The sequence below is a fragment of the Pseudomonas sp. Sample_21 genome, from assembly GCF_004307525.1.
In the GTDB taxonomy this organism is placed as follows: Bacteria; Pseudomonadota; Gammaproteobacteria; order Pseudomonadales; family Pseudomonadaceae; genus Aquipseudomonas; species Aquipseudomonas atacamensis.
The window spans coordinates 19,156-43,615 of record NZ_RCNZ01000122.1 but is presented as its reverse complement, the minus strand read 5'-3'; the positions used below and the strand labels follow the sequence as shown (position 1 = coordinate 43,615).

At 60.4% G+C, this 24,460-nt stretch carries 22 protein-coding genes; 5 read left to right on the top strand and 17 right to left on the bottom strand.

Annotation, left to right across the window (positions count from 1 at the left end; all coding sequences use genetic code 11):
• Position 1 precedes the first annotated feature (1 nt).
• The 11 genes from D8U71_RS23530 to D8U71_RS23480 all read right to left on the bottom strand — a co-directional run bounded on the left by D8U71_RS23530 (position 2) and on the right by D8U71_RS23480 (position 12,579).
• Positions 2 to 805 (bottom strand): ABC transporter ATP-binding protein, encoded by an 804-nt coding sequence (locus tag D8U71_RS23530; protein WP_130888801.1) that lies wholly within the window; start codon positions 803 to 805, stop codon positions 2 to 4.
• On the bottom strand, positions 802 to 1,950 hold the full coding sequence (locus D8U71_RS23525) for an ABC transporter permease (protein ID WP_125927316.1): 1,149 nt from the start codon (positions 1,948 to 1,950) through the stop codon (positions 802 to 804). The genes D8U71_RS23530 and D8U71_RS23525 overlap by 4 nt, the downstream gene beginning before the upstream one ends.
• 54 nt (positions 1,951 to 2,004) lie before the next feature.
• Positions 2,005 to 3,033 carry a DUF5924 family protein gene (locus D8U71_RS23520; RefSeq protein WP_122692263.1) on the bottom strand — a complete coding sequence of 343 codons (1,029 nt, stop codon included), beginning with the start codon at positions 3,031 to 3,033 and terminating at the stop codon, positions 2,005 to 2,007.
• Between the two features lie 71 nt (positions 3,034 to 3,104).
• Entirely contained in the window at positions 3,105 to 4,499 is a 1,395-nt protein-coding gene (locus D8U71_RS23515; RefSeq protein ID WP_130888800.1) for an insulinase family protein, read from the bottom strand.
• Between the two features lie 175 nt (positions 4,500 to 4,674).
• Positions 4,675 to 6,333: a Na/Pi cotransporter family protein gene (locus D8U71_RS23510; RefSeq protein WP_110599651.1), complete on the bottom strand. Its 1,659-nt coding sequence runs from the start codon at positions 6,331 to 6,333 to the stop codon at positions 4,675 to 4,677.
• Positions 6,334 to 6,630: 297 nt separating this feature from the next.
• On the bottom strand, positions 6,631 to 7,269 hold the full coding sequence (locus tag D8U71_RS23505; protein ID WP_241664252.1) for a hypothetical protein: 639 nt from the start codon (positions 7,267 to 7,269) through the stop codon (positions 6,631 to 6,633).
• Positions 7,266 to 8,423: a hypothetical protein gene (locus D8U71_RS23500; RefSeq protein ID WP_130888799.1), complete on the bottom strand. Its 1,158-nt coding sequence runs from the start codon at positions 8,421 to 8,423 to the stop codon at positions 7,266 to 7,268. The genes D8U71_RS23505 and D8U71_RS23500 overlap by 4 nt, the downstream gene beginning before the upstream one ends.
• A gap of 17 nt (positions 8,424 to 8,440) precedes the next feature.
• Complete coding sequence (locus tag D8U71_RS23495) at positions 8,441 to 8,938, bottom strand: PAAR domain-containing protein (protein WP_130888798.1); 498 nt, start codon at positions 8,936 to 8,938, stop codon at positions 8,441 to 8,443.
• Between the two features lie 750 nt (positions 8,939 to 9,688).
• Positions 9,689 to 10,456, bottom strand: coding sequence for a TerC family protein (locus D8U71_RS23490; protein WP_024014971.1), 768 nt, complete (start codon positions 10,454 to 10,456; stop codon positions 9,689 to 9,691).
• 85 nt (positions 10,457 to 10,541) lie between these two features.
• Positions 10,542 to 11,849, bottom strand: coding sequence for a CitMHS family transporter (locus tag D8U71_RS23485; protein ID WP_073470799.1), 1,308 nt, complete (start codon positions 11,847 to 11,849; stop codon positions 10,542 to 10,544).
• A 403-nt stretch (positions 11,850 to 12,252) separates the two neighbouring features.
• The gene (locus D8U71_RS23480) at positions 12,253 to 12,579 is read right to left on the bottom strand and encodes a DOPA 4,5-dioxygenase family protein (protein ID WP_130888797.1); all 327 of its coding nucleotides are present in this window, start codon (positions 12,577 to 12,579) and stop codon (positions 12,253 to 12,255) included.
• Between the two features lie 81 nt (positions 12,580 to 12,660).
• On the opposite strand from D8U71_RS23480, the gene D8U71_RS23475 reads away from it, so the two are divergent.
• Complete coding sequence (locus D8U71_RS23475; protein WP_041476500.1) at positions 12,661 to 13,326, top strand: NAD(P)H-binding protein; 666 nt, start codon at positions 12,661 to 12,663, stop codon at positions 13,324 to 13,326.
• 23 nt (positions 13,327 to 13,349) lie between these two features.
• On the opposite strand, the gene D8U71_RS23470 is transcribed toward D8U71_RS23475, so the two are convergent.
• Entirely contained in the window at positions 13,350 to 14,300 is a 951-nt protein-coding gene (locus tag D8U71_RS23470) for a LysR family transcriptional regulator (RefSeq protein WP_122880238.1), read from the bottom strand.
• A gap of 114 nt (positions 14,301 to 14,414) precedes the next feature.
• On the opposite strand from D8U71_RS23470, the gene betC reads away from it, so the two are divergent.
• The 3 genes from betC (at position 14,415) to D8U71_RS23455 (ending at position 18,690) form a co-directional block, all read left to right on the top strand.
• Positions 14,415 to 15,929 (top strand): choline-sulfatase, encoded by a 1,515-nt coding sequence (betC, locus tag D8U71_RS23465; RefSeq protein ID WP_130888796.1) that lies wholly within the window; start codon positions 14,415 to 14,417, stop codon positions 15,927 to 15,929.
• A gap of 16 nt (positions 15,930 to 15,945) precedes the next feature.
• A complete protein-coding gene (gene choX, locus D8U71_RS23460; RefSeq protein WP_130888795.1) occupies positions 15,946 to 16,866 on the top strand; it encodes a choline ABC transporter substrate-binding protein in 921 nt (306 codons plus the stop codon).
• A gap of 255 nt (positions 16,867 to 17,121) precedes the next feature.
• Positions 17,122 to 18,690 carry a SulP family inorganic anion transporter gene (locus D8U71_RS23455; protein ID WP_130888794.1) on the top strand — a complete coding sequence of 523 codons (1,569 nt, stop codon included), beginning with the start codon at positions 17,122 to 17,124 and terminating at the stop codon, positions 18,688 to 18,690.
• 75 nt (positions 18,691 to 18,765) lie between these two features.
• Here D8U71_RS23455 and aroE read toward each other — a convergent pair whose 3' ends face one another.
• Both aroE and hemF read right to left on the bottom strand, forming a co-directional pair.
• The gene (gene aroE, locus D8U71_RS23450; RefSeq protein WP_130888793.1) at positions 18,766 to 19,587 is read right to left on the bottom strand and encodes a shikimate dehydrogenase; all 822 of its coding nucleotides are present in this window, start codon (positions 19,585 to 19,587) and stop codon (positions 18,766 to 18,768) included.
• A 9-nt stretch (positions 19,588 to 19,596) separates the two neighbouring features.
• On the bottom strand, positions 19,597 to 20,511 hold the full coding sequence (hemF, locus tag D8U71_RS23445; protein ID WP_125927326.1) for an oxygen-dependent coproporphyrinogen oxidase: 915 nt from the start codon (positions 20,509 to 20,511) through the stop codon (positions 19,597 to 19,599).
• A gap of 150 nt (positions 20,512 to 20,661) precedes the next feature.
• On the opposite strand from hemF, the gene D8U71_RS23440 reads away from it, so the two are divergent.
• Positions 20,662 to 21,639, top strand: coding sequence for a quinone oxidoreductase (locus D8U71_RS23440; RefSeq protein WP_125927327.1), 978 nt, complete (start codon positions 20,662 to 20,664; stop codon positions 21,637 to 21,639).
• A 179-nt stretch (positions 21,640 to 21,818) separates the two neighbouring features.
• On the opposite strand, the gene D8U71_RS23435 is transcribed toward D8U71_RS23440, so the two are convergent.
• The 3 genes from D8U71_RS23435 to dprA all read right to left on the bottom strand — a co-directional run bounded on the left by D8U71_RS23435 (position 21,819) and on the right by dprA (position 24,458).
• Complete coding sequence (locus tag D8U71_RS23435; RefSeq protein WP_125927328.1) at positions 21,819 to 22,487, bottom strand: hypothetical protein; 669 nt, start codon at positions 22,485 to 22,487, stop codon at positions 21,819 to 21,821.
• A 259-nt stretch (positions 22,488 to 22,746) separates the two neighbouring features.
• Positions 22,747 to 23,304 carry an L-threonylcarbamoyladenylate synthase gene (locus D8U71_RS23430; RefSeq protein ID WP_039757175.1) on the bottom strand — a complete coding sequence of 186 codons (558 nt, stop codon included), beginning with the start codon at positions 23,302 to 23,304 and terminating at the stop codon, positions 22,747 to 22,749.
• Positions 23,305 to 23,360: 56 nt separating this feature from the next.
• Positions 23,361 to 24,458, bottom strand: coding sequence for a DNA-processing protein DprA (gene dprA, locus D8U71_RS23425; protein ID WP_130888792.1), 1,098 nt, complete (start codon positions 24,456 to 24,458; stop codon positions 23,361 to 23,363).
• Positions 24,459 to 24,460 lie beyond the last annotated feature (2 nt).

The following is a 24,460-nucleotide window of genomic DNA, read 5'->3' as shown; positions in this document are numbered from 1 at the left end:
ATCAGACCTCGTTGAGCAGTTTGGCGGCGTCCAGCGCCGAGCGGCCGCGCGGGCCGTGGAAGTATTCGTGAATCCACGCGTCGTCGGTTTCCGAGACGTCGTCGATAGGGCCGGCGACCAGCACTTTCTTCTGCGCCAGCACCGCCACGCGATCGGTGATGGTGTACAGCGTGTCGAGGTCGTGGGTCACCAGAAACACGCTCAGACCCAACGCATCACGCAGGGTCAGGATCAATTGATCGAACTGCGCCGCGCCAATCGGATCAAGGCCGGCGGTGGGTTCGTCGAGAAACAGAATGTCCGGATCCAGCGCCAGGGCGCGCGCCAGCGCCGCGCGCTTGATCATGCCGCCGGACAGCGACGCCGGGTATTTGTCCGCCGCCGACAGCGGCAGCCCGGCCAGCGCCAGTTTCACCGCCGCCAGGTGCTCGGCGTCGTGACGGCTGAGGCCGGCGTGTTCGATAAGGGGCAGGGCGACGTTCTCGGTCACGGTCAACGACGAGAACAGCGCGCCCTTCTGGAACAACACACCAAAGCGCCTTTCGATCAGCGAGCGCTCATGCTCGGGCAGATTCGGCAGGTTCTGGCCGAAGACCTTGACCATGCCTTCGCTGGGCCGATTCAGCCCGACGATGCTGCGCAGCAGCACCGATTTACCGGTACCGGAGCCGCCGACCACGGCGAGGATCTCGCCCTTGTACACGTCCAGATCAAGGTTTTCGTGCACGCTCTGCGGGCCGAAGCGATTGCACAGGCCACGGACTTCGATCACCGCCTCCGAGGGCGCGCGGGGTAGACGACTCACCAGCCCATCTCCATGAAAAACAGCGCGGCCACCGCATCGAGCACGATCACCACGAAAATCGACTGGACCACGCTGGAGGTGGTGTGCGCGCCGACCGATTCGGCGCTGCCGCTGACCTTGAAACCTTCCAGGCAACCGATCGCCGCGATCAGGAAGGCGAAGATCGGCGCCTTCACCAGCCCGACCAGAAAATGCTGAATGCCGATGTCCGATTGCAGCAGCGAGAGGAACATCGCCGGCGAGATGTCCAGCGACACCGCACACACCACACCGCCGCCGACGATCCCCGAGAGCATCGCCAGAAACGTCAGCATCGGCAGCGCCACCAGCAGCGCCAGCACGCGCGGCACCACCAGCAATTCGATCGGGTCGAGGCCGAGAGTACGGATCGCGTCGATTTCTTCGTTGGCCTTCATCGAGCCGATCTGTGCGGTAAAAGCACTGGCGGTGCGCCCGGCCATCAGGATCGCCGTGAGCAGCACGCCGAATTCGCGCAGGAACGAGAAGCCGACCAGGTCCACGGTAAAAATCGTCGCGCCGAAACTGGCCAGCACTGTGGCGCCAAGAAACGCCACCACCGCGCCCACCAGAAACGTCAGCAGGGCCACGATCGGCGCGGCGTCGAGGCCGGTTTGCTCGATGTGCGCGATCATCGGCGTGATGCGCCAGCGCTTGGGCCGCAACAGCCCACGGGCGATGACTTCAAGGATCAGGCCGACGAAGCCGAGCAGTTGCATCGTGTCGGTCCAGACCTTGTCCACCGCGCGGCCAATGCGCGTCAGCAGTTGCACGCTGACGCTGATTTCCGGCTCCTTGATCGGCACGCAGAAATCGCTCAGCGAGCAGTACACGGTTTGCAGCAAGGCGCGGTCGGCAGTTGAAAGGGTGCAATCGGGGTGTTCGGCGGTTTTACCCAAGCGCTCGGAACCGAGCAGCTCGACCAGCAACGAGGCGCCGGCGGTGTCGAGGGCACCGAGGCCGTTCAGATCGATGGAAGTGTTGGCATCGTACTGGCCGCGGAGCTTTTCGCTCAGGTGCTTGAGCGCGGTGTAGTGGGCGAGCGTCCAGTCGCCGCTGACGCGCAGGCGGGCAGGGCTGAACGCGGTGTCCAGGTGGGCACTGCCGGGGGTTGGGCTGCTGGTCATAAGCTCCGTGCTTGTACGGCCGTTACGAGATCCTACGTAATAGCACGAACCGGATTACTTTTCTTTGGCCGGTGTGCTGTCGGTGATTGCGAAACGCAGCACGCCGATCAACTGCCCGTCCTCGGTCAACACCCGCACCTGCCATTTGCCCGCCGGGTTGCCGGGGAAGTTCTGCTTGTGCGTCCACGCCCGGTAGCCTTCCTTGCGCCCGCCATGGATGTCGAGGGCGATGCGGTCGACCTCTTTGCCGTTGAAGGTCCAGACATGATAAATCCGCTCATCGAGGCCGCGCGGCGCGTTGATCGCAGTGTAGGCGTAGAGCCCGCCGCTGCGGATCTGCTCGGCGCTGACGGTATCGAGGCTGGCGCCGGGGGTGCGATCCTGCAGCTGCGTGCTGATCGCCACGTCGGTCATCCACAGCGTTGCCGGCGGCACCCACGAACGCAGCGCCCAACCGACGCCGCCGATGCCGACTGTGATGAACAGAATCGCCAGGGCGTTGCGCAGGGTGCGGATCGGGAAGATCGACGCCAGGCTCGGGAACGACAGCAGCACGGCAATCCCCAGCGCCCATTTGAAACTCTGCGCGGTGGTCAGGTGCATGATCACCGGCAGCGCGGTGAGCAGGGCGGCGAACAGGGTCAGGGTGTGCAGCGCGAGAAACGCCCAGCGCCGTGGCGCCAGCCATTTGTAGTACAGCGGATCGACGATAGAGATCAGTGCAGCAACGCTGAGCAACCCCGTGAAGACAAACTGGCCGCTGTTCCACGTGGTGGTGATAAAGAAGAATGGCAGAACGAAAAACAGGCTTTCCTGATGGATCATCTGCGTCGCATAACGCAGCAGCGGCTGGGGAATCTCGCGCTTGAAGATCCGTGTGAACAGCCCGGTCAGGGTGTTTTCCAGCATCAGCCAGATCCAGCTGAGCAGCATGATCACCGTGATCCAGCTCGCCAGCCCCTGTTGGCGATCGACGAGGATGAAACTGCCGACCCCGGAAATGAAACCACCCGCCGCGATCAACCCGGGGTAGCGCTTCATCAGCTCGAGAAGGCGCTGGATAAGGAGGGTCAGTTTTGGCATTTTGGCGGTTCACGACGATATGGGGAAAATCCCGGAAAGGTTAACGCCACAAGTGCTCACTCACCAGAGGATTAATGGCTTCCAGCAATTTTGTGGCGGCGATACACACGCCAGCCGATCAACATCAGCAGCACCAGACCCACCCCACCTGCAGCCAGCCACAACACCTGATCATCACTGATCAAAGGCTTCTCGATCCGGATATACCCCGGCTGCAACAGCAGCTCGCGCATGGCCTTGTTCGCCGCTTCCAGCGTCACCCCTTGCAACTCCCGCGCGGGATTGGCAAAGCGGCCATCCTGATAGTCGGCCAGCGCGCTCCAGTAATAGTCCGCCAGCGCGCTGTTGCCCTGCACGGCCCAGGCCTGGTGGGCGATGGCGGCTTGTTTGATGCGGGCGAAGGTGCTCGGGTCGAGGCCGTTTTTCAGCAGGTCGGCCTTGAGGTCATCGAGTACCTGGATGGCTTCGTCGACGTCATCGCGATCCAGGTCCGCGTTGAGGCTCATGAAGCCGACACCGCCGAATACTTCACGCTCGGCCCACGGCCCGTACGACAAGCCGTGGTTGAGGCGAATCTGCCGGTACAGCGCCCAGTCGAGATAATCCTTGAGAATGTCGAACGTCTGGTCGTACTGATCGTCGAGCACCGGTTCCGGCACCAGCCAGTGCAGCTTGGCGCTGTCGCCAATGAAGCCACGGGTGAGGGTGCGCTCATGGGCGGCGCTGGTGCGGATGTCCGGCAGCGCCCGGTGTTCGCTCGGCTCGACCGGCTCCAGCTCACCCCAGGTACGCTCGAGATAGGCTGGCAGCAGTTTGTCGAGTTCGCCGACAACGATCAGGGTCATGTTGTTCGGCGCGTACCAAGCCTTGCGCACCGTCTCCAATTGTTCCTGGGTCAGATGGCCGACTTCGGCACGCTGCGGGCATTTCAGTCCCAGCTCGACAGCCAGTTGATTGCTCGCGGTATGACCGAGGTCCTGACGGTCGAGGAAACGTTGCAGCCTGGTGTAATGCCCGCCGTCCTCACGCTCGACCACCCGTTTCGCCGCGTTGATTGCGTTGTCGTCAATGCGTGTCTGGGTCAGCAGCGCGAGCAGCAGGTCAAGCACCTTGCGCTGGTTTTTCGCCGGGGCTTCGATGACGAACGTGGTGTCGGCGTTGCTGGTGAACGCATTCCAGTCCCCGCCCAGCGCCTGCATGCGTTCTTCCAGACCGCCTTCGCCGGTGGCGTCGATACCGCTGAACAGCAGGTGTTCGAGCAAATGCGGCAGCTCTTTTTCGTCGCAATCGAAGTCATCGAGGCCAACGCCGACCACCAGCCGGATCGCCACATGCCCACGCTCGGTGCCGGGCTTGAGCATCAGTTGCAAACCGTTGGGCAGCGCATAGCCTTCGACCTGAAAGCGATCCAGGGCAAAGGCGGGCAGGGAACCGAGCAACAGACAGGCGAACAACAGGCAACGCATAACAGGCTTCCATACGGCTGATTTGGAGATCCGTGTCGTCAGTCAGGCCCCATCGCTGGCAAGCCAGCTCCCACAAGGATCTGCGGCGCTCACGAAACCCTGTGGGAGCTGGCTTGCCAGCGATGACGGTCTCAAGGCTGAACCACTGTAACTGACTGACCCCAGCCTCAGACGTTCAAGGCGAATGCGTAATGTCGGCCATGTCATCCACCGCCAGCGCGCCGGTGTCCGCCGTTTCCAGCACGACATAGGCGCTGCTGCAGAACAGCGAATTGAGCCGTTTCATGTCGGCAATCAACTCCAGATGCAGCGAGCTGGTCTCCAGACTCTGCACGATCTTGCGTTGCAAACGGCTGACGTGCGCATGGGCCAGACGCCGTTCCTGCGCACGAAAGCGGCGTTTCTCGCGCAACAACTGCCGCGCGCTTTCGCGGTCGCCGCTGAGAAACACCGACAGGCCCAGGCGCAGGTTGGCGATCAGTTGCTGTTGCAGCCCGGCAAGATCTTCCAGGCCCTCTTCGGAAAACGAACGGCGCTGCGACGTCTTCTGCTGCTGAATCTTGCGCAGCATGCGCTCGATCAGGTCGGCGGCGAGTTTGAGGTTGATCGCCAGTTCGATGATCTCGGCCCAGCGCCGACTATCGTGCTCGCCGAGATCCTCGCGGGGCATCTGCGCCAGATACAGCTTGATCGCGCTGTACAGGGCCTCGACGTCGTCGGTCAGGCGGCGCATTTCCTGAGTGACGGCGGTCTGCTTGCCGCGCAGCACATCGAGGGAGGCATCGAGCATGTTGTCGAGCAGATCGCCCATGCGCAGGGTTTCCCGCGCGGCGTTGGCCAGCGCCAGGCTCGGCGTGACCAGCGCGGTCGGGTCGAGATGGCGCGGTTTGGCGGCGCCGTTGACCTCCGGCCGCTCCGGCAACAGCCAAGCACAGAGCCGCGCCATCGGCCCGACGCTGGGCAGCAGGATCAGGCAGCGCGCGGTGTTGTAGAGCAGGTGGAAGCCGATGACCATTTCCTGCGGGCTGAAATCAAGGCTGTCGATCCAGTGCACCAGCGGGTCGAGCACCGGGATGATCAGCAGCAAACCGATCAATTTGTACAACAGACTGCCCAGCGCAACCTGGCGGCCGGCGGCGTTCTGCATGCTGGTGCTCATGAAGGCAAGGATGCCGCTGCCGATGTTGGCGCCGATCACCAGACCGATTGCCACCGGCAGGCTGATCACCGCAGCACCGGCCAATGTAGCGGTGAGCAGCACGGCGGCGAGGCTGGAGTAGGAAATCATCGCGAACAGCGCGCCGACCAGGGCGTCGAGAAGAATGTCGCCGGTCAGCGAGGCGAAAATCACTTTCACCCCTTGCGCGTGCGTAATCGGCGCGGCGGCCTCGACGATCAATTGCAGGGCGAGAATGATCAGCCCGAGACCAATCGACACCCGGCCCATCTGCCCGAGCCGCGTCTGTTTGCGCGACAGAAAGAAAATCACCCCGAGGAAAATCAGCAGCGGCGACAGCCACGACAGATCGAGGGTCAGCACCCGCGCCATCAACGCGGTGCCGACGTCTGCGCCAAGCATGGTCGCCAGCGCCGGGGTCAGCGCCATCAGGCCCTGACCGACAAACGAAGTGACCAGCATCGCCGTGGCGTTGCTGCTCTGCACCATGGCAGTGACGAGAATACCGGCGATGAACGCCAGCCATTTCTTCGACATGTTCTGGCCGATGACATGTCGCAGATTGGTGCCGTAAACCCGCAGGATGCCGGTTCGGACGATGTGCGTGCCCCAGATCAACAGGGCGACGGCGGACAACAGATTGAGCAGGGTGAGCATGCAGACCCCCTGTAGTAGCAGCGCCCCAGAGGGGCAAGTGGACGGCACCGCGCGGTTTCTACGTTCTTGATACTTAAGCTGTAGTTGGCGAACGGTCTCGGCGCCAGCATTGCACAGCTAAAGAGTGGATTGAAACAAAAGTGTCATGAAAACAGGTTCACTCACATCGCTGAAACCGACACACATACCTGTAGGAGTGAGCCTGCTCGCGATAGGGCATCAGCTTCAACATCATCGTTGACTGACAGACCGCTATCGCGAGCAGGCTCATTCTTACAGGTTTTTGGCTTTGCAGGATCAATCGCTGAAGTGGTCTCTGCTCAGGCCAACGTCAATTAAATACCTGGCTGTCTTCACATTCCGTTCATCGCATCGCGCATAGCACTTGATGTGCATCAGCAGGCTGTATTTGTGCGGAACCAGAAGAATTACCCCATCCGCCTGATCAAATAGCTTCGCTTGTAGCTGTCGCCTGTCATCATCGCTCTGCACTTTGATCCAATCATTTCCCTCAACGGGTTCAGGAGTCCATTTGGCGTTCCTGAACATAGTTTGCAGCTCGTCCAAGAGCGCAATTGTCTTATCGAAGGGAAGCGATTCAACCATTGGCGACGTCGTTATGCCGTCTACTTTTCCCTTGGTGTAGCCCACCGCCCCGTAGATTGTTTTGGGCAGGGTAAAGCCATGCTCGGGATCATCAAAAGTAATCACGACCGGGCTGCTTATCCAAGTCGAGTCGACCTTGGGAGGGTCACTTGGATATGTAGTTGTTTTTCGTTCAACAGGGAAACTGGAGTCTTTGACGACTTCGGCGTATGGCTTGCCAATATGAGCGTAGATCCTGTCGACATCGAACATCGAGTAGGCGACAACAACCGCCAGAACGAGCGCTATCCCAGTCGCGGCAAATGCCAGTCGACGCGAAATAATCGTCACTTTATTCCGCCCCCGTCAGCAATATCCGTAATTGACTGTTTCAGTTGAGCCCGGGTCGCTGAATTTTTGAGCAAGGCATCAAATTGGGCAGCAGCCCGTAACACGAATTCCATTCGCTGATCCCTGTCCGCGAGATTAGCGATAGGATTCTTGGAAAATGAAACTTGTTTGTTATCGGGAGCCTTGCACTGACTAGCAAGCGTTAGTTGAATTTCCTCTGCTGCACCAGAGAACATCCCAGTCACCACGGATACGTAGTTGCCCGCATGAGTACCGCGCATCAGTGTTGCAAATTGCGTGTCCTCATACATTGCGGGCTGCAAGATATTCAACTGTTCGTGTCGTGCCATCTGCTGAACGCTTTCGGCAATTTCACCGGCATCAATCGCTTCAAAGGTTCGGTAAATCTCACCCGCATCAATCCCAAACTGCACCTTACTCGCTATCGGCCACATTACATCCTTCCCAATGCCACGCCGGCTTCTCAAACACTTTTCCATTTCCTTGTACCCCCGCACCATGAAAAACCGGTGCAACGGATAAACATCGAGAAACAGCGACGTATTACCCAGCGCCAACATCTCATACACATAGTCCAGTTGCTGCTGAACCACTGAGCGTGGGTTGTCGCCGAAGGTGATGTCCTCCGTCGGCATCGGATTGGCTGCCCGAGCCTTGGCCAACTCCTGCTCTGCCTCGGGATTGGTCTTGCTGAACTTGAATCCAAAGCCTTCGAACAGAGTTTCCGATGGTGCGGTTCGCAGCTTTTCCTGTGCCGCCTTCTGTGCAGCGATGGCGGTTTGCAGTTTGGTGGCGTGGATCAGCCCACACCCCACCTGCTTCGAAGCAAACGCCGCCAACCCCGCCCACTGAAAACGGTTATCCGCCAGCCACAATTGCGCGTACGCGGCGTTGATTTTGCGGTTGCGGGCCTGGGGGTCGGCGATGAGGACGCCGCCGGGGGCGACCCAGTCTTCGGCTTCTTTCTGGAAGCGGCGCCACAGGCAGTTGCAGGTCAGCAGCGGGACTTCTACGCGGGTTTTCGGGTTGGGGCCGGCGGTGCTGGTTTCCCGTTTACAAGCGGGCAGCTCACAGGTGCTGTCCCAAAGTTTTTTCATGTCCAGGTCGTCTGGAGCGATGCATTGTCCGGTCATTGTTTCTTCCTTGAAGCTCAGGCGGTCCAGCGAACGACGGCGAGATCGGGCTGCAGGGTCGTGACGCTCTGCGTCATTCCCTGCGCATTGGTCAGGCCTTTGACGATACGGCCTTCGGCGGTTTCGATTTCGTAGCCTTGTTCGGCGATGGGCTCACCGTTACCGGCGCTGACCGCTTTGAATTCGACCAAGGGCTGGCCGATGATTGGTAACGGTGGAACGAACGGAGCAGGGGTGTGCGAGCTGCCGATGATCACATTACCGGAACCGCCGACCACGACGCCGCCGTGGCTGGCCGTGCTGTCGAGGGTCATGGCGTTTTTGCCGTTGATGAACACCGTGGCGGAGAAGGCGCCATTCAGGGCTTGGCCGCAGGTGCAGGTGTCGCCGAGGCGAGCGGCGGCGAGGCCGTTGAAGAAGACATCGCCCGAACCGCTGGCAATCAGGTTGGTACCGTGGCCGGGAATCGGGCAAGTAGTCGGATCCGTGACGCGCGCGGCGGGTTTTCCAGACATGAACGTTCCTTGTTTGTCGGTGAGGCGAGGGGTGGACGCTAACGAGCGAAGGTCGGTGAGTCAACCTTTTCGGCCCGTTCCGAATGGATGCGATATGCCTCTGTGGGAGCGAGCCTGCTCGCGAAAGCGGTGCGTCAGACAGCCTCTTTTTTCGACCGATCTGACGCCTTCGCGAGCAGGCTCGCTCCCACAGGTTGTGTGTCTGATCCAAGAGAGGATAAACATGGATTTCGCAGCGTGTTTACGTACACGCCGCGCTTTGGGGCTGGTCTCTAACGTTTGCTGGCCACTGCTCATCAGTGGTCGGGATTAGTAGCCCGGGTTGCTAGTTATTGTGCGCAAGCATCGATGCGTCAGGTTATGCCTGATCCTGATGGTGGTTGTGCGCAGGGCACCTTCGGGTGCGCCGGAAAAGCTAGCTCCCCGGTCTACTAACCTGCGTTCAGCCGCCTCCCTTCTTTTAGTAGAGAACGGCAGTGGCTTCATTCTATGGAGCAGCTGAACATGAAAAAGATAACGCCAGATCCACTGGTCACCGATCTTCCTCACCCCGACCTCGAAGCGCAAAGACTCAAACAAGCCGCCGACCGCGCCCTCGACAACCTCGTTCCCCCTGCATAAACACAAAAACCTGTGGGAGCCTGGGTTGCCAGCGATGGCGTCAGGTCAGCAAACATTAAAGTCGCTGACCGTACGCTATCGCTGGCAAGCCAGCTCCCACAGGTTTTGTGTTGCCGCTGGACTACCGGATTATTGGCCCGGCACATCCTTGCGCAGTTTCACCGGATCCTGTTGCTGTCTCTTCTTGGCCATCGCGCCGCGCAGTTTGATGTTGATAGCCTCAACCGCCAGCGAGAACGCCATGGCGAAGTAGACGTAGCCTTTTGGCACGTGCACGTCGAACGATTCGGCGATCAGCACGGTACCGACCACCAGCAGGAAGGACAGGGCGAGCATTTTCAGCGACGGGTGCTTGTCGATGAATTCGCTGATCTTGCCCGAGGCCAGCATCATCACCAGCACCGCCACGACGATCGCCGCGACCATGACCGGAACGTGGGAGACCATGCCGACGGCAGTGATCACCGAGTCCAGCGAGAAGACGATATCGATGATCGCGATCTGGATGATGGTGTAGAGGAAGTTGCCGCCCTTGCCCGATGGCGCGTCGTCGCTTTCGTCTTCGCCTTCCAGCGCGTGGTACATCTCCTGCGAGCTTTTCCACAACAGGAACAGGCCACCGAAGAACAGGATCAGGTCGCGACCGGAGATGCCCTGGCCGAACACTTCGAAAAGATCGGCAGTGAGGCGCATGACCCAGGTGATCGAAAGCAGCAACAGGATCCGGGTGACCATGGCCAGGCCAAGACCGAAGATCCGCGTGCGCGCCTGCATGTGCTTGGGCATGCGGCTGACCAGGATCGAAATCATGATGATGTTATCGATACCGAGGACGATTTCCAGGGCGGTCAGGGTAAAGAAGGCAACCCAGATTTCGGGGTTGGTCAGCCAATCCATGTGTATTCCTTTGAGCAAATGTTGAACCGAAAAAGGTCCGGGCTTCAAACCGCGAAGCCAGGACCCGTAACGGTGAGTCTTGGGCTTATAGAGTGCTGAACATCGGGAAAGTCCCCAACAGCAGTGCAGCAATCAGAATGCAGATGCACACCAGGATCGCCCATTTCAGGGTGAAACGCTGGTGATCACCGAAATCGATACCGGCCAGCGCCACCAACAGATAGGTCGACGGCACCAACGGGCTCAGCAAGTGGACGGGCTGGCCGACGATCGAGGCACGGGCCATTTCCACCGCAGTGATCCCATAGTGGCTGGCCGCTTCGGTCAGCACCGGCAATACACCGTAATAGAACGCATCGTTGGACATGAAGAAGGTGAACGGCATGCTCACCAGTGCCGTGATCACCGCCAGGTACGGGCCGAGGAAATCCGGAATCACCGCCAACAGGCTCTTCGACATCGCATCGACCATGCCGGTGCCCGACAGGATACCGGTGAAGATACCCGCCGCAAAGATCAGCCCGACCACTGCCAGCACGCTGCCGGAATGCGCCGCGACACGATCTTTCTGCATTTGCAGGCATGGGTAGTTGACGATCATGGCGATACTGAACGCCACCATGAACAGCACCGGCAGCGGCAACAGACCGCCGATCAGCGTGCACATCAGGCCGAAAGTCAGTGCGGCGTTGAACCAGATCAGCTTCGGACGGCGTGCGTCAGGGAATTGCGAGACGCTGATTTCACTGTGATCGATCTCATCGCCGACCAGGTGCAGTTCACCGAGGCGGGCACGCTCACGCTTGCCGTAGAAGTAGGCAATCACGAGGATCGCCACGACACCAGCGGCCATGGCCGGGATCATCGGTACGAAAATGTCCGACGGGTCGACATGCAGGGCACTCGCCGCGCGGGCGGTCGGGCCGCCCCACGGGGTCATGTTCATCACGCCACCGGCGAGGATGATCAGACCGGCCATGATCCGCGGGCTCATGCCGATGCGGCTGTACAGCGGCAGCATGGCGGCCACACAGATCATGTAAGTGGTCGCGCCGTCACCATCGAGGGAAACGACGAGCGCCAGAACGGCGGTGCCGACCGAAACTTTCAACGGGTCGCCCTTGACCAGTTTGAGAATCTTGCGCACGGCCGGGTCGAACAGGCCGGAGTCGATCATCAAGGCGAAATACAGAATGGCGAACATCAACATCACGCCGGTCGGCGCCAGTTTGGTGATGCCTTCAAGCATCATCGGGCCGATCTTCGGCGCGAAACCACCGAACAGCGCGAACAGGATCGGGATGATGATCAGGGCGATCAGCGCGGACAGGCGCTTGGTCATGATCAGGAACATGAACGTGATGACCATGGCGAAGCCAAGGAAAGTCAGCATGGGAATACTCCAGGCGTAGCGCGGCTAATGGAATGAGCGGATCGGGCGGGATCAGCGCAGAACGGCAGGCGCGAGGCGTACGGGCGGAGTGACCAGCAGGAAGCGGGAGAAACGGCGGGTTGCAGAAGACATCAGAATCACCATTGTTGTTGTTAATTGGGCCGGGCCTGTGGAACAAACACAGGGCTTGGGCCAACCGGTCTGTTGCCGGGAGTGGGGCGATCCTAATCGGGGAAGCTTTCAGCTACCTTTCGCGAGCGAAAGCGATCAATGAATGATCAACCGGCGGTCGGATGCAACGACAGCCAATGAATACGGGGTTGGTAGCGATGCGGATAAACGGACAGTCAGCGCTGGCTGGCAGTCTGGACATATCCGTTATCAGTTCAGCGTCAGCATCTGGTTAAAAAATCGACAGATTCAGCGGCCGCACCGCGCCCATCCAGATCGCGTGTTCGGTGTGGTCGAGCAAGTCATCGCCCGTGTCCGGATGCAGGAACACCACCAGGCCTTTGCGGTTGAGCGCCAGCCATGGCAGCACCTCGCCAATCAGATCGGGACCGAAAGCCAATTGGCAGCTCCAGTCGGGATGGGGACCCACCGGGCGTTCGTGCACGCGGCCCATTTTCAGCGCAAACAACTGCGCGGCCTGTTCGCACAAGGCCCGCGCCTGGTCGATGGTTTGCGCGTCGAAATAGACATGGGCGTGATAGCCCTTGATCCCTTGCATCGTGTCGCCTCTCAATCGATTCGAACCCTTGGCTGTTTCCACCGTCACAGGTCATATAGGACAACTATAAGGAAAACAGCCATGAAAAATGCCGAGACCCCAGTGGTCAAAGTGGTGCTTTATGGTGCCATGGCCAGCTTGGGCGGTGCATTGATGGCTGAATTGCTGCGTCGCCAACACGAAGTCATCGCCATTCTCGACGATCTCACCGCACTCGCGCCGCGTCCGGGGTTGCGCACCAAAACCGGCGATCTGTTCGATGCCGAGCGGGTCAATCAGAGCGTCGCCGGCAGCTCGGCGGTGATCTGCCTGCTGGACGCTCCGGGGTTGCCGTTCAGCAGCGACCACGTTGAGCGCTCGGTGACGCTGGGGCCGGTGGAACAAGTGCTGGCAGTCGACGCGCTGGTCGAAGGTTTGCAACTGGCCAGCGTGCCGCGCCTGTTTCTGGTCGGCAACTTCGGTGTGCTCGACGAGCCTGACAATGACGAGCGTCTGCAACGTCACGCTGCCGAAGAAATCCTCGAGGCGGTACAAAGCAGCTCACTGCGCTGGACCTTGGTCAATGCGCCGCATGGCGTGGCCGGGTTGACCATCGAGCACTTCAGTCAGGTCGGCGGCAATCTCGAACCGGGACTGGCCGAACCGCTGGAGCGATTGAACCGTGTCGCGGTGGGCATCGCCGATGAGCTGCGGTTGAACCTGCATGTGGGGCAGCATGTGAATTTTGTGGCGGCTTCTGATTCGTAAAAGATCGGACGATCTTTTGCTCTTCACACCGCAATTGAGGGCAGGGCCAGACCGTTAAGCGATTCGGCACTGCTGGCCTGTTCCGCCATTAACCAATCAACAAATTCCTGAATCAAGGCACCCCGACGTTTGCGTTGCGGCAGCACAACGTAATAGCCAAGGCGCGACAGCGTGGTTTCCGCCAGCGGCCGGCACAGCAAACCCTGCACCAGCAAGTTATCCACAAGGTGCCGCCAGCCAATCGCCACGCCTTGTCCGCCAATCGCCGCCTGAATCAGCAAGGTGTAATTGTCGAAGCGCAATTGCCCCGGCGCTGGCGGCGTAGTCAGGCCCAATTGACGAAACAAGCCACTCCAGTCGAACCAGTTGCTGCTGTTTTCCCCACGCAGATGCAACAGCGGAAATTCCAGCAGTGCCTGCGCGGGCAGCGGCAATGAACGCCCCTTTAGCAGCAGCGGACTGCACACCGGGAACACCTCTTCGCTGAACAGCCAGTGGCTCTCGCCCTGCTTGAATCGACCATCGCCAAACAGGATCGCCACGTCGATGTCGGTGCGCAGCATGTTGTGGTTGCGCTCGCTGGTGACCAGGCTGACATCGATATGCGGATTGGCCTCATGGAAGCGATGCAGGCGCGGCATCAGCCAATAAGCGGCGAAAGCGAAATCCGTGGCCACTTGCAGCACTTCATGTTGCTGCTGAGTGCTGATTGCGCTCAATCCTGCGTCGATATTCTGCAAACCGAGGGTAACTTGCTCGAACAGCAGGGCGCCAACCTCTGTCAACTCGATACCCCGGTAAATCCGGTCGAACAGGCGCGTACCGAGCTGCTCTTCCAGACGTTTCATTTGCTGGCTGATCGCAGGCTGCGTGGTGCCAAGCTCCACCGCAGCAGCGGTAAAACTGCGATGGCGGGCCGCCGCTTCAAAAGCGCGCAGCAGATCGAGGGAGAGGTCACCGAGGGCGTCATACATAAGCTGTACTTATCCTAGTCATTGTCCAGCGCGGGCTTTACCGGAACAGGCATGGAATCCATGCTCGATCGCAGCACTCTCGCATAAATATTCAACATGGAATGCCGCGATCACATGAAGCGCAAGAACATTCTTTTCATCATGGCCGATCAAATGGCCGCGCCAATGTTGCCGTTCTACGGCCCATCGCCGATCAAACTGCCGAATCTGTCCCGCCTCGCCGCCCAAGGCGTGGTGTTCGATGCTGCCTATTGCAACAGCCCGCTGTGCGCGCCGTCGCGCTTCACCCTGGTCAGTGGCCAGTTGCCGAGCAAGATCGGCGCCTACGACAACGCCGCTGATTTCTCTGCCGACATTCCGACTTACGCGCATTACCTGCGGCGTCTCGGCTACCGCACCGCGCTGTCGGGCAAGATGCATTTCTGCGGGCCGGATCAGTTGCACGGTTATGAAGAACGCTTGACCAGCGACATCTACCCGGCCGATTACGGTTGGGCGGTGAACTGGGACGAGCCGGACGTAAGGCCGAGCTGGTATCACAACATGTCTTCGGTATTGCAGGCCGGGCCGTGCGTGCGCACCAATCAGCTGGATTTCGACGAAGAGGTGGTGTTCAAGGCGCAGCAATACCTGTTCGATCACATCCGCGAGGACGGCGATCAGCCGTTCTGCCTGACCGTGTCGATGACCCACCCGCACGATCCGTACACGATTCCCAAGGCTTTCTGGGATCTGTATGACGATGCTGATATTCCGTTGCCTACAGCCTTGAACCAGGACGAACTCGATCCGCACTCGCAACGTCTGCTCAAGGTTTACGACCTGTGGGACAAGCCGCTGCCTGTGGATAAGATCCGCGATGCCCGTCGCGCCTACTTCGGTGCTTGCAGCTATATCGATGCCAATGTCGGCAAACTGCTGCAAACCCTCGAGGAAACCGGGTTGCTCGATGACACCATCATCGTCTTCTCCGGTGACCACGGCGACATGCTCGGTGAGAAAGGCCTCTGGTACAAAATGCACTGGTTCGAGATGGCCGCGCGGGTGCCGCTGCTGATCAGCGCACCGGGACAATTCGAGGCCGGCCGGGTCAGTGCCGCCGTATCCACCGCCGACCTGCTGCCGACCTTCGTGGATCTGGCCGGTGGCACGCTGGAGCCCGGCTTGCCACTGGACGGTCGTTCGTTGCTGCCGCACCTGCAAGGGCAGGGCGGGCATGACGAGGTGTTCGGCGAATACATGGCCGAAGGCACTGTCAGCCCGCTGATGATGATCCGCCGCGGCGCCTACAAATTTATCTACAGCGAAAGCGACCCGTGCCTACTCTTCGATGTGGATAACGATCCGCGCGAAGAAGAGGAACTGAGCCAATCGCCGCAACATCGTCAGCTGTTCGAAGACTTTCTCGCGGAAGCGCGGGCCAAGTGGGACATTCCGTCGATCCATCGGGACGTACTGGCCAGCCAGCGCCGACGCCGTTTCGTCGCCGATGCGTTAACCATCGGCAAGCTGAAGAGCTGGGATCACCAGCCACTGGTCGATGCCAGTCAGCAGTACATGCGCAACCACATCGACCTTGATGATCTGGAGCGCAAGGCCCGTTATCCACAACCCTGCCAAAACCAATAACGTTAAGGGGAAGTCCATGCGCAAGTTATCCACAGCTGTCACCGTTGGCCTGATCGCATTGAGCAGCACCTCGGCCTTCGCCGAGCAAAGTTGCGAAACCGTGAAGATGGCCGATCCGGGCTGGAGCGACATCGCCGCGACCAATGCCATCACCGGATTTCTGCTCGACGGCATGGGCTACAAGGCCAAAGTCGACACCCTCGCGGTGCCGATCACCTTTGGCGGCTTGAAGGATGGCCAGGTGGACGTGTTCCTCGGCAACTGGATGCCGGCGCAGCAGGGCTTCTATGACAAGTTCGTCGCCACCGGTGATGTGACGCAATTGGCGAAAAACCTCGAAGGCACCGAATTCACCCTCGCCGTCCCCGACTATGTCTGGGAGGCGGGTGTGCATGATTTTGCCGACCTGAACAAATTCGCCGACAAGTTCGACAAGAAAATCTACGGCATCGGATCAGGCGCGCCGGCGAACATTTCGCTGCAGGAAATCATCAAGAAGAACGACTTCAACATGGGCCAGTGGAAGCTGATCGAGTCCAGCGAACAGGCGATGCTCGCCGAAGTGTCGCGGGCGGTGAAGAAACAGAAATTCGTCACCTTCCTCGGCTGGACCCCGCACCCGATGAACGTGCAGCTGAAAATGCGTTACCTCAAGGGCGGCGAAAAATACTTCGGCGACACTGGCAACGTTTTCACCCTGACCCGTAAGGGCTACGCCGAGGCCTGCCCGAATGTGGGCAAGTTGCTGACCAATCTGTCGTTCACTCAGGACATGGAGAACAGCATCATGGCCGAGGTGGTGAACAAGAAGGTCAGCAATGCCGAAGCGGCGAAGGCGTGGATCAAAGCCAATCCGGCGGTGCTGGACATGTGGCTCGACGGCGTGAAGACGCTGGATGGCAAGGATGCGCTGGCGGAGGTGAAGGCCAAGCTTTGATCTCAGGGTTGCTGGAATAGCGTTCGGCTGGAGATTTTTGCCCCCTCACCCCAGCCCTCTCCCCCAAGGGGGCGAGGGGGAAAGGGAGCCGATCGCTGTTGAATCAAGACTTGCGTTCAACGCCGAAATCGCAGGTCGGTGAATCTTCAACAAACAGCTCGGTCAGTCCCCTCTCCCTCAGGGAGAGGGCTAGGGTGAGGGCTTTTACACCTGACACCCTGATAACCTTGAACAAAACCCCAACCGCGAGGACCCATGGCCTTCCCCAGCCGCCATTCACTTTTTCCTTTCCTGAGCTGGTTGCCACGGCAAACCCGCGCCAGCGTCGGGCGGGACCTGATCGTCGGCCTCAGCGGTGCGATTCTCGCCTTACCCCAGTCGATTGCCTACGCGCTGATTGCCGGGCTGCCACCGGAATACGGGCTGTATGCGGCGATCATCCCGGTATTGATCGCGTGCCTGTGGGGTTCCTCATGGCATTTGATCTGCGGCCCGACGGCAGCGATTTCGATTGTGCTGTACGCCAGCGTCAGCCCGCTCGCCGTGCCTGCGTCCGAGGACTACATCACCCTGATCCTGCTGCTGACGTTCCTTGCGGGGATTTTCCAGTGGCTGCTCGGTTTGCTGCGCTTCGGCGCGCTGGTGAATTTCGTTTCGCATTCGGTAGTGCTCGGCTTCACCCTCGGTGCCGCCGTGGTGATCGCCATTGGGCAATTGCCCAATCTGCTCGGGCTGGATTTGCCGGCCAACACCACAGCGCTCGCCAGCCTGATGGATCTGCTGCGACATCTGGGGGCTGTGGATAAGCCTTCGCTGATACTCGGCGTCGCCACGGTAATCGTCGGCGTGGCCCTGAAAAAACTCCTGCCGCGCTGGCCGACGCTGTTGCTCACGCTGGTGCTGGCCAGTCTGCTGGTGTGGATCTGGCCAGGAATGTTCGGTCATGTGCATCTGGTCAGCGCTTTCGTCGGACGCCTGCCGCCGCTGAGCGCCTTGCCGCTGGATCTGGAGGTGATCCTGCGCCTGCTGCCAAGCGCCGTGGCGGTGGGCATGCTCGGGCTGGTCACCAGTCTGTCGATCGCCCGTTCGATATCGGCGCGCTCGCAACAGTTGCTCGACGCCAATCAGGAAGTCCGCGCACAGGGTCTGTCGAACATTGTCGGTGCGTTCTTTTCCGGGTCGCTGTCCGCCGGATCGTTTACCCGCTCAGGTCTGAGTTACGAGGCGGGTGCCTGCTCGCCACTGGCCGGAGTGTTTTCGGCGATATGGGTGGCGCTGTTCGCGGTGTTCGGCGCGGGGCTGATCGCGCATATTCCGATCCCCGCCATGGCCGGCAGCATCCTGTTGATTGCCTGGGGTCTGGTCGATCACCGGGGCATTCGCGCTTTGCTGCGAGTCAGCCGTGCCGAGTTCGTGGTGATGGCCCTGACCTGTCTCGCGACCTTGCTGCTGGAATTGCAGACGGCGATTTACGCCGGGGTGCTGGCGTCGTTGTTCTTTTACCTCAAGCGCACCTCGCAACCACGGGTGCAGCATTGGCGCGACGGTGACGACGATGTGCTGCGGGTGGGCGGTTCGATCTTTTTCGGCGCCAGCCATTACCTGCAGGTGCGCCTGCAACGCCTGCATGGCGCGCGGGTGGTAATCGAGGCACAGCAGATCAACTTCATCGATTATTCAGGGGTAGAGATGCTGCATCAGGAAGCGCGACGGCTGCTGGGCCAGGGTCGCAGCCTGACCTTGCGCCGGGCGCGGCCGCCAGTGGTGGAGGAACTGAGGAAGCTGGAGGGGGCGGAGAAGTGCCCGATCAGGTTTGAGGATTGAGCTGACATTGGTGGTGATGCGATTCGCGAGCAGGCTCGCTCCCACATTGATCGCATTTCAATGTGGGAGCAAAAGTTAAAGGGCCAGTTGGCGGCGCAGCTCGGCGAGTACCGGCGCGGTATCCGGGCGTACGCCGCGCCACAGCCAGAATGCCTCGGCCGCCTGTTCGGCAAGCATGCCCAGACCATCCATCGCCAGCGCCGCGCCGTGCTCAGTGGCCCAGCGACAGAACGCGGTCGGCTCCTTGCCGTACATCATGTCGTAGCACAGGGTCTGGCCCGGCTCGATCAGACTTGGCGCGATCGGCGGAACGTCGCCGGTCAGGCTCGCGGAAGTGGCGTTGATGATCACGTCCACCGGCTCGCGCAGCCAGTCGAAACCACTGGCCGACACCGGCCCCAGATCGCCGAACAATTCCGCCAGCAGCTCAGCCTTGTTCACCGTGCGATTGGCGATGATCACCGAGGCCGGTTTCTCTGCCAGCAACGGCTCCAGCGCACCGCGCACCGCGCCGCCGGCGCCGAGCAAAAGGATGCGCTTGCCGGTCAGGCTGAAGCCGGCATTGACCGTCAGATCACGGACCAGGCCGGCGCCATCGGTGTTGTCGCCGAGCAGCGAACCGTCGTCCAGTTTGCTCAAGGTGTTCACCGCACCGGCCCGCTGCGCGCGGGCGGTCAGGCTGTTGGCCAGACGGTAAGCGTCTTCCTTGAACGGCACCGTCACATTGGCGCCGCGGCCTTCGCGAAAGAACGCCGTGGCGCAGCCGGGAAAATCATCCAGCGGCGCCAGCAGCGTGCTGTAATCGAGGCGTTGGCCGGTCTGTTCGGCGAACAACTGGTGAATCATCGGCGACTTGCTGTGGCCGATCGGGTTACCAAAAACAACGTAACGATCCATCACCCGTCCTCAGGCCTCGGCCAGCCAGTCACGATCCTGCAGGAAATACTCGGTCAGACGCGCTTCTGCGCTGCCCGGCTCGGCCTTCCAGTCATAACCCCAGCGCACTTGCGGCGGCAGCGACATCAGAATCGATTCGGTACGGCCACCCGACTGCAAGCCGAACAGCGTGCCACGGTCGTAAACCAGATTGAATTCGACGTAGCGGCCACGACGGAATTCCTGGAATTCGCGCTGCTGAGCGGTGAACGCGTCATTCTTGCGCCGCTGCACGATCGGCAGGTAGGCCTCGATGTAGGCATCGCCGATGGTGCGCATGAAGGCGAAACTGGTGTCGAAATCCCACTCGTTCAGATCGTCGAAGAACAGACCGCCAATGCCACGTGGCTCATGACGATGCTTGATATGGAAATAGGTGTCGCACCAGGCTTTGTAACGCGGATAGACGTCCGCACCGAACGGCGCACAGGCTTGCTCGGCGACGCGGTGCCAATGAATGCAGTCTTCTTCAACGCCGTAGTACGGGGTCAGGTCGAAACCGCCGCCGAACCACCAGACCGGTTCTTCGCCTTCTTTTTCAGCAATGAAAAAACGCACGTTGGCGTGGGAGGTCGGCACATGCGGGTTGTGCGGGTGAATCACCAGCGACACGCCGAGCGCCTCGAAACCACGCCCGGCCAGTTCCGGCCGATGGGCACTGGCCGACGGCGGCAGACCGCTGCCGAACACGTGGGAAAAGTTGACCCCGCCCTTTTCAATCAACGTGCCGTTTTCCAGCACGCGGGTGCGCCCGCCACCGCCCGCCGGCCGGGTCCAGGCGTCTTCGACGAAGCATTTGCCGCCGTCTTCGGTTTCCAGTGCAGCGCAGATGCGGTCTTGCAGATCGAGCAGATAGGCCTTTACGGCGTCGGTGCGGGTCGTCATGGCTTCACCTTGAATCGGGCGGCGCCCCGGCAGGCGGGCGGCGCAAATGGGCGCGTAGCATACCATCGCAGACCGGCGCGCCGCAGTTGACGAAGATCAAGCAGGGGAGTTGGATAGAGGGCTTAGCAACGACCCAAGGAGAGCAGGCAGATGGCAAAGCGTATCCAGTTCCGCGCCCACGGCGGTCCCGAAGTGCTCGAATATGTTGACTACGAACCCGCTGCCCCCGGGCCGAATCAGGTGCGCGTGGCCAACCAGGCAATCGGCCTGAACTTCATCGACACCTATTACCGCAGCGGCCTCTATGCGCCGCCCGCGTTGCCGTCCGGCCTGGGATCGGAAGGCGCCGGCACGGTCGAAGCGGTGGGCAGCGACGTCACCCGGTTCAAGGTCGGCGATCGCGTGGCATACGGCAGCGGCCCGCTCGGCGCCTACAGCCAGCTGCATGTGCTGCCGCAGGACAATCTCGTTCACCTGCCCGATGAAATCAGTTTCGAAACTGCCGCCGGCGTCATGCTCAAGGGCCTGACCGTGCAATACCTGCTGCGCCAGACGTACCAAGTGCAGGGCGGCGAAACCATTCTGTTCCACGCCGCAGCTGGTGGCGTCGGCTCGCTGGCCTGCCAATGGGCCAAAGCGCTGGGCGTGAAGCTGATCGGCACCGTCAGCTCGAAGGAGAAAGCCGAGCTGGCCAAAGCCAACGGCGCCTGGGCGACCATCGACTACAGCCATGAAAACGTTGCCGAGCGCGTGCTGGCGCTGACTGACGGCAAGAAAGTCCCGGTGGTGTATGACGGCGTCGGCAAGGACACTTGGCTCACATCCCTGGACAGCGTCGCACCACGTGGCCTGGTCGTGAGTTTCGGCAATGCTTCGGGCGCAGTCGACGGCGTCAATCTGGGCATTCTTGCCGCGAAGGGCTCGTTGTACGTCACCCGGCCTACGCTGGCGACCTACGCCAACAACGCCGAGAACCTGCAGCGCATGGCCGACGAGCTGTTCGAGATGATCATCAGTGGCAAACTGAAGGTCGACATCAGCCAGCGCCATGCACTGGCGGATGCGGCGAAAGCACAAACCGAACTGTCGGCACGGCGCACGACCGGTTCCACGATTCTGCTGCCATAACGCTTCAAGTTGATACTCGGTGAACTCTTCCATGAGTTCGCCGAGTATCTTGCGGCTATATCAAGTACATCTTACGGTGAAGTTTCTTCGCCGCTGGTCTACGACCGGCGAACTTCCTGCGCAACTTCTTCGATTCATATACGAGCCATTTCTCAGCCCACTCTTCAATCACTGGCGGATCAATACTGACGGTTAAAAACATCACGATACTCCGGCTGATGCGCGTTCATGTTCACAGGCTGATCCAGGGCCATCAGGATTTGTCGCCACTCGGCAGACAACAGCCAATAATCGCCCCGGGCACGCTGCTCGATATGCATTGCCTGCGAAGCGATCGGTGTCAGGCCGAAGCGCTGATACATTTGCCGCTGTGGCGATCTGCACAAGGCCGTGACTCCCTGATATCCGCGATCAATCGCCCATTCCGCAGCGGTGGCAAGCAGACCATTGACCGACACCGGCCGGTGCTGCTGGGAATGGGTGATCAGACGGCTGAACTCGACGTGGCGCGCCAATGCCACAGTGGGAGACACATGATGCTGCGCCAGTGAAGCCCATTCGAAGGGCGCCGGAGTTGCCCGCAGCACCGCAATAAGCTGATCACGCTGATACAACAAGAAGTGCGTGCTGCGTGAGGTGATCGCCAGTCGAGTTTCCAGCGCCCGGGCTCTGGAGGTGAGCATGTAATGCTGCAATCGCAGGCGAAACTGTCGATTGATGAAGCGTTCAAATTCCCCGGCATCCGATCCTGCCTCGACAATGGCCACACGATAGTCGGCCTGTTGATTCTTGAGTGTCTCCTGAAAGCCCTGCAGATAATCCTTGAGGTGTAAATCGGTAATATCCATTACTTCTCCGCAGCCATTAATATTTCGAAGTTGCTTCAAGCACATTGAAAGAATGGATGCTTTTGGAAATCTCGCCACTGCACGCGTTCTGAGAATCACGTGGGAAAACTTACAGATATTTCAGACTCAAAGATTCGTCTGACGCATGAAAGAACAATGGCAACGGATAAGTTTTGAACGAATGCAGGAATAAAGTGCGGGCATGCGCAGAACTCCTCGTCGACGCCGAGGAGTCCGCAAAAAAATAAAAAGAATGGCGTCAGTCAGGACGAACGACGTTACCGGTGGCCAGGTCGCGGATCACGCTGGGATTCTTGCGCCCGCCAAGGCTGCCGCCCAGCACCAGATCGACCTGACCACGGAAATACTGCTCGATGCGCAAACGCGTGCGCGCCGGCGGTCGCCCCTGGGGGTTGGCCGATGTGGAAATCAATGGCCCGACCAGCGAGCACAGGTCGCGCACCTGGGGGTGATCGCTGACCCGCAGCGCCACGGTGTCATGCACGCCTGTGACCCATTCCGGCAACAGGTTCTGGTGCGGCACCAGCCAGGTGTTCGGCCCCGGCCAGGTACTGGCCATGCGGTCGATCCAGTCCTGGGGGAAGTCCTCGAAGAGGAAATCGAACTGGCGGATGTTGTCGGCGACCAGGATCAGCCCTTTGCTCACCGAGCGATTCTTGATCGCCAGCAAGCGGTCCACCGCGTCTTCATTCCACGGGTCGCAACCCAGCCCCCAGACGGCTTCGGTTGGATAGGCAATCACCGCGCCGGCGCGAACTTCACGCGCGGCTTGTTGCACACGCCAACTGTTGACCATGAAAAAACTCTCCCACAAACAGGTTTCGCGCAGTTTACCGATCTTCCTCGTAAAACCTAGCTCGACCGCGCCAGCCAGCGACCGTTTTCGCATACCGCACGGCCTTCGATTTCCAGCTCGGTCAACGTTGCCAGCACTTTCGGCAACGCCCAGCCACAACTCGCGGCCAAGGCCTCGCTGGTGTGCGGCGCCGCGTGCAGCAGCGCCAGCAACGGGTGATCGGCCTGCACCGCCGCTGTGGATAACAACGGCTGCTGCCAGCCGCGCAGGGCTTCGAGGATGTGTTCGATAGTCTCCACCAGCACCGCCCCGTCGCGAATCAATTGGTGACAACCGCGCGCGCCGGGGTGATGGATCGAGCCCGGAATGGCATAAACCTCGCGGCCCTGTTCGGCTGCCAGCCGCGCGGTGATCAACGAACCGCTGGCAACGCTGGCCTCGACCACCAGCACGCCAAGGGACAACCCGCTGATAATGCGGTTGCGCCGGGGGAAGTTGCTCGGGCTCGGCCCGGCGTCCAACGGAAACTCGGAAAGCACCGCGCTGCCCGAGCCAATCATCGCCTCGGCCAGGCGTTTATTGCGTTGTGGATAAAAATTTTCCAGGCCCGTCCCAAGCACACCCACGGTCAAGCCACCAACGTCGAGTGCTGCCTGATGGGCAGCGGCATCGATGCCCAGCGCCAGACCACTGTTGATGACAAAACCGGCCCCGGCCAGACTGCGGGAAAACGCCGCCGCTGTATCCATGCCCGGGCGCGAAGCGCGGCGGCTGCCGACCATCGCCAGTTGCGGTTTTTCCAGAATCGACGGATCGCCCGCGACGAATAACAGCGGCGGCGGATCGGCAATTTGCGCCAGCAACGCTGGGTAATCCGCTTGATCCCACATCAGCAAATGTTGATCGGGACGCTCTAGCCAGCGCATTGCGTGGCTGGCGCCGTCGCGCACCGCTGGACAACGCCGTGCTTCGGCGCAGGCCGCCGGCAACCCCAGTGAGCGCCAGGCACTGGCCGGCGCGCTGAGGGCTTTCGACGCCGAGCCGAAGGCTTCGAGCAATTTGGCAAAACGCTTGGGGCCGATATCCGGCATGCGGTGCAGGCGCAGACGCGCTTCCAGTTCCGCCGGGGAAATGGCCGTACTGACAGACAACATGA

Excerpts from the sequence above, each read along its gene's own strand:
- D8U71_RS23525 (WP_125927316.1), bottom strand. The coding sequence starts at position 1,950 with ATGACCAGCAGCCCAACCCCCGGCAGTGCCCACCTGGACACCGCGTTC.
- D8U71_RS23520 (WP_122692263.1), bottom strand. The coding sequence starts at position 3,033 with ATGCCAAAACTGACCCTCCTTATCCAGCGCCTTCTCGAGCTGATGAAG.
- D8U71_RS23515 (WP_130888800.1), bottom strand. The coding sequence starts at position 4,499 with ATGCGTTGCCTGTTGTTCGCCTGTCTGTTGCTCGGTTCCCTGCCCGCC.
- D8U71_RS23510 (WP_110599651.1), bottom strand. The coding sequence starts at position 6,333 with ATGCTCACCCTGCTCAATCTGTTGTCCGCCGTCGCCCTGTTGATCTGG.
- D8U71_RS23500 (WP_130888799.1), bottom strand. The coding sequence starts at position 8,423 with ATGACCGGACAATGCATCGCTCCAGACGACCTGGACATGAAAAAACTT.
- D8U71_RS23495 (WP_130888798.1), bottom strand. The coding sequence starts at position 8,938 with ATGTCTGGAAAACCCGCCGCGCGCGTCACGGATCCGACTACTTGCCCG.
- D8U71_RS23490 (WP_024014971.1), bottom strand. The coding sequence starts at position 10,456 with ATGGATTGGCTGACCAACCCCGAAATCTGGGTTGCCTTCTTTACCCTG.
- D8U71_RS23485 (WP_073470799.1), bottom strand. The coding sequence starts at position 11,849 with ATGCTGACTTTCCTTGGCTTCGCCATGGTCATCACGTTCATGTTCCTG.
- D8U71_RS23480 (WP_130888797.1), bottom strand. The coding sequence starts at position 12,579 with ATGCAAGGGATCAAGGGCTATCACGCCCATGTCTATTTCGACGCGCAA.
- D8U71_RS23475 (WP_041476500.1), top strand. The coding sequence starts at position 12,661 with ATGAAAAATGCCGAGACCCCAGTGGTCAAAGTGGTGCTTTATGGTGCC.
- D8U71_RS23470 (WP_122880238.1), bottom strand. The coding sequence starts at position 14,300 with ATGTATGACGCCCTCGGTGACCTCTCCCTCGATCTGCTGCGCGCTTTT.
- betC (WP_130888796.1), top strand. The coding sequence starts at position 14,415 with ATGAAGCGCAAGAACATTCTTTTCATCATGGCCGATCAAATGGCCGCG.
- choX (WP_130888795.1), top strand. The coding sequence starts at position 15,946 with ATGCGCAAGTTATCCACAGCTGTCACCGTTGGCCTGATCGCATTGAGC.
- D8U71_RS23455 (WP_130888794.1), top strand. The coding sequence starts at position 17,122 with ATGGCCTTCCCCAGCCGCCATTCACTTTTTCCTTTCCTGAGCTGGTTG.
- aroE (WP_130888793.1), bottom strand. The coding sequence starts at position 19,587 with ATGGATCGTTACGTTGTTTTTGGTAACCCGATCGGCCACAGCAAGTCG.
- hemF (WP_125927326.1), bottom strand. The coding sequence starts at position 20,511 with ATGACGACCCGCACCGACGCCGTAAAGGCCTATCTGCTCGATCTGCAA.
- D8U71_RS23440 (WP_125927327.1), top strand. The coding sequence starts at position 20,662 with ATGGCAAAGCGTATCCAGTTCCGCGCCCACGGCGGTCCCGAAGTGCTC.
- D8U71_RS23435 (WP_125927328.1), bottom strand. The coding sequence starts at position 22,487 with ATGGATATTACCGATTTACACCTCAAGGATTATCTGCAGGGCTTTCAG.
- D8U71_RS23430 (WP_039757175.1), bottom strand. The coding sequence starts at position 23,304 with ATGGTCAACAGTTGGCGTGTGCAACAAGCCGCGCGTGAAGTTCGCGCC.
- dprA (WP_130888792.1), bottom strand. The coding sequence starts at position 24,458 with ATGTTGTCTGTCAGTACGGCCATTTCCCCGGCGGAACTGGAAGCGCGT.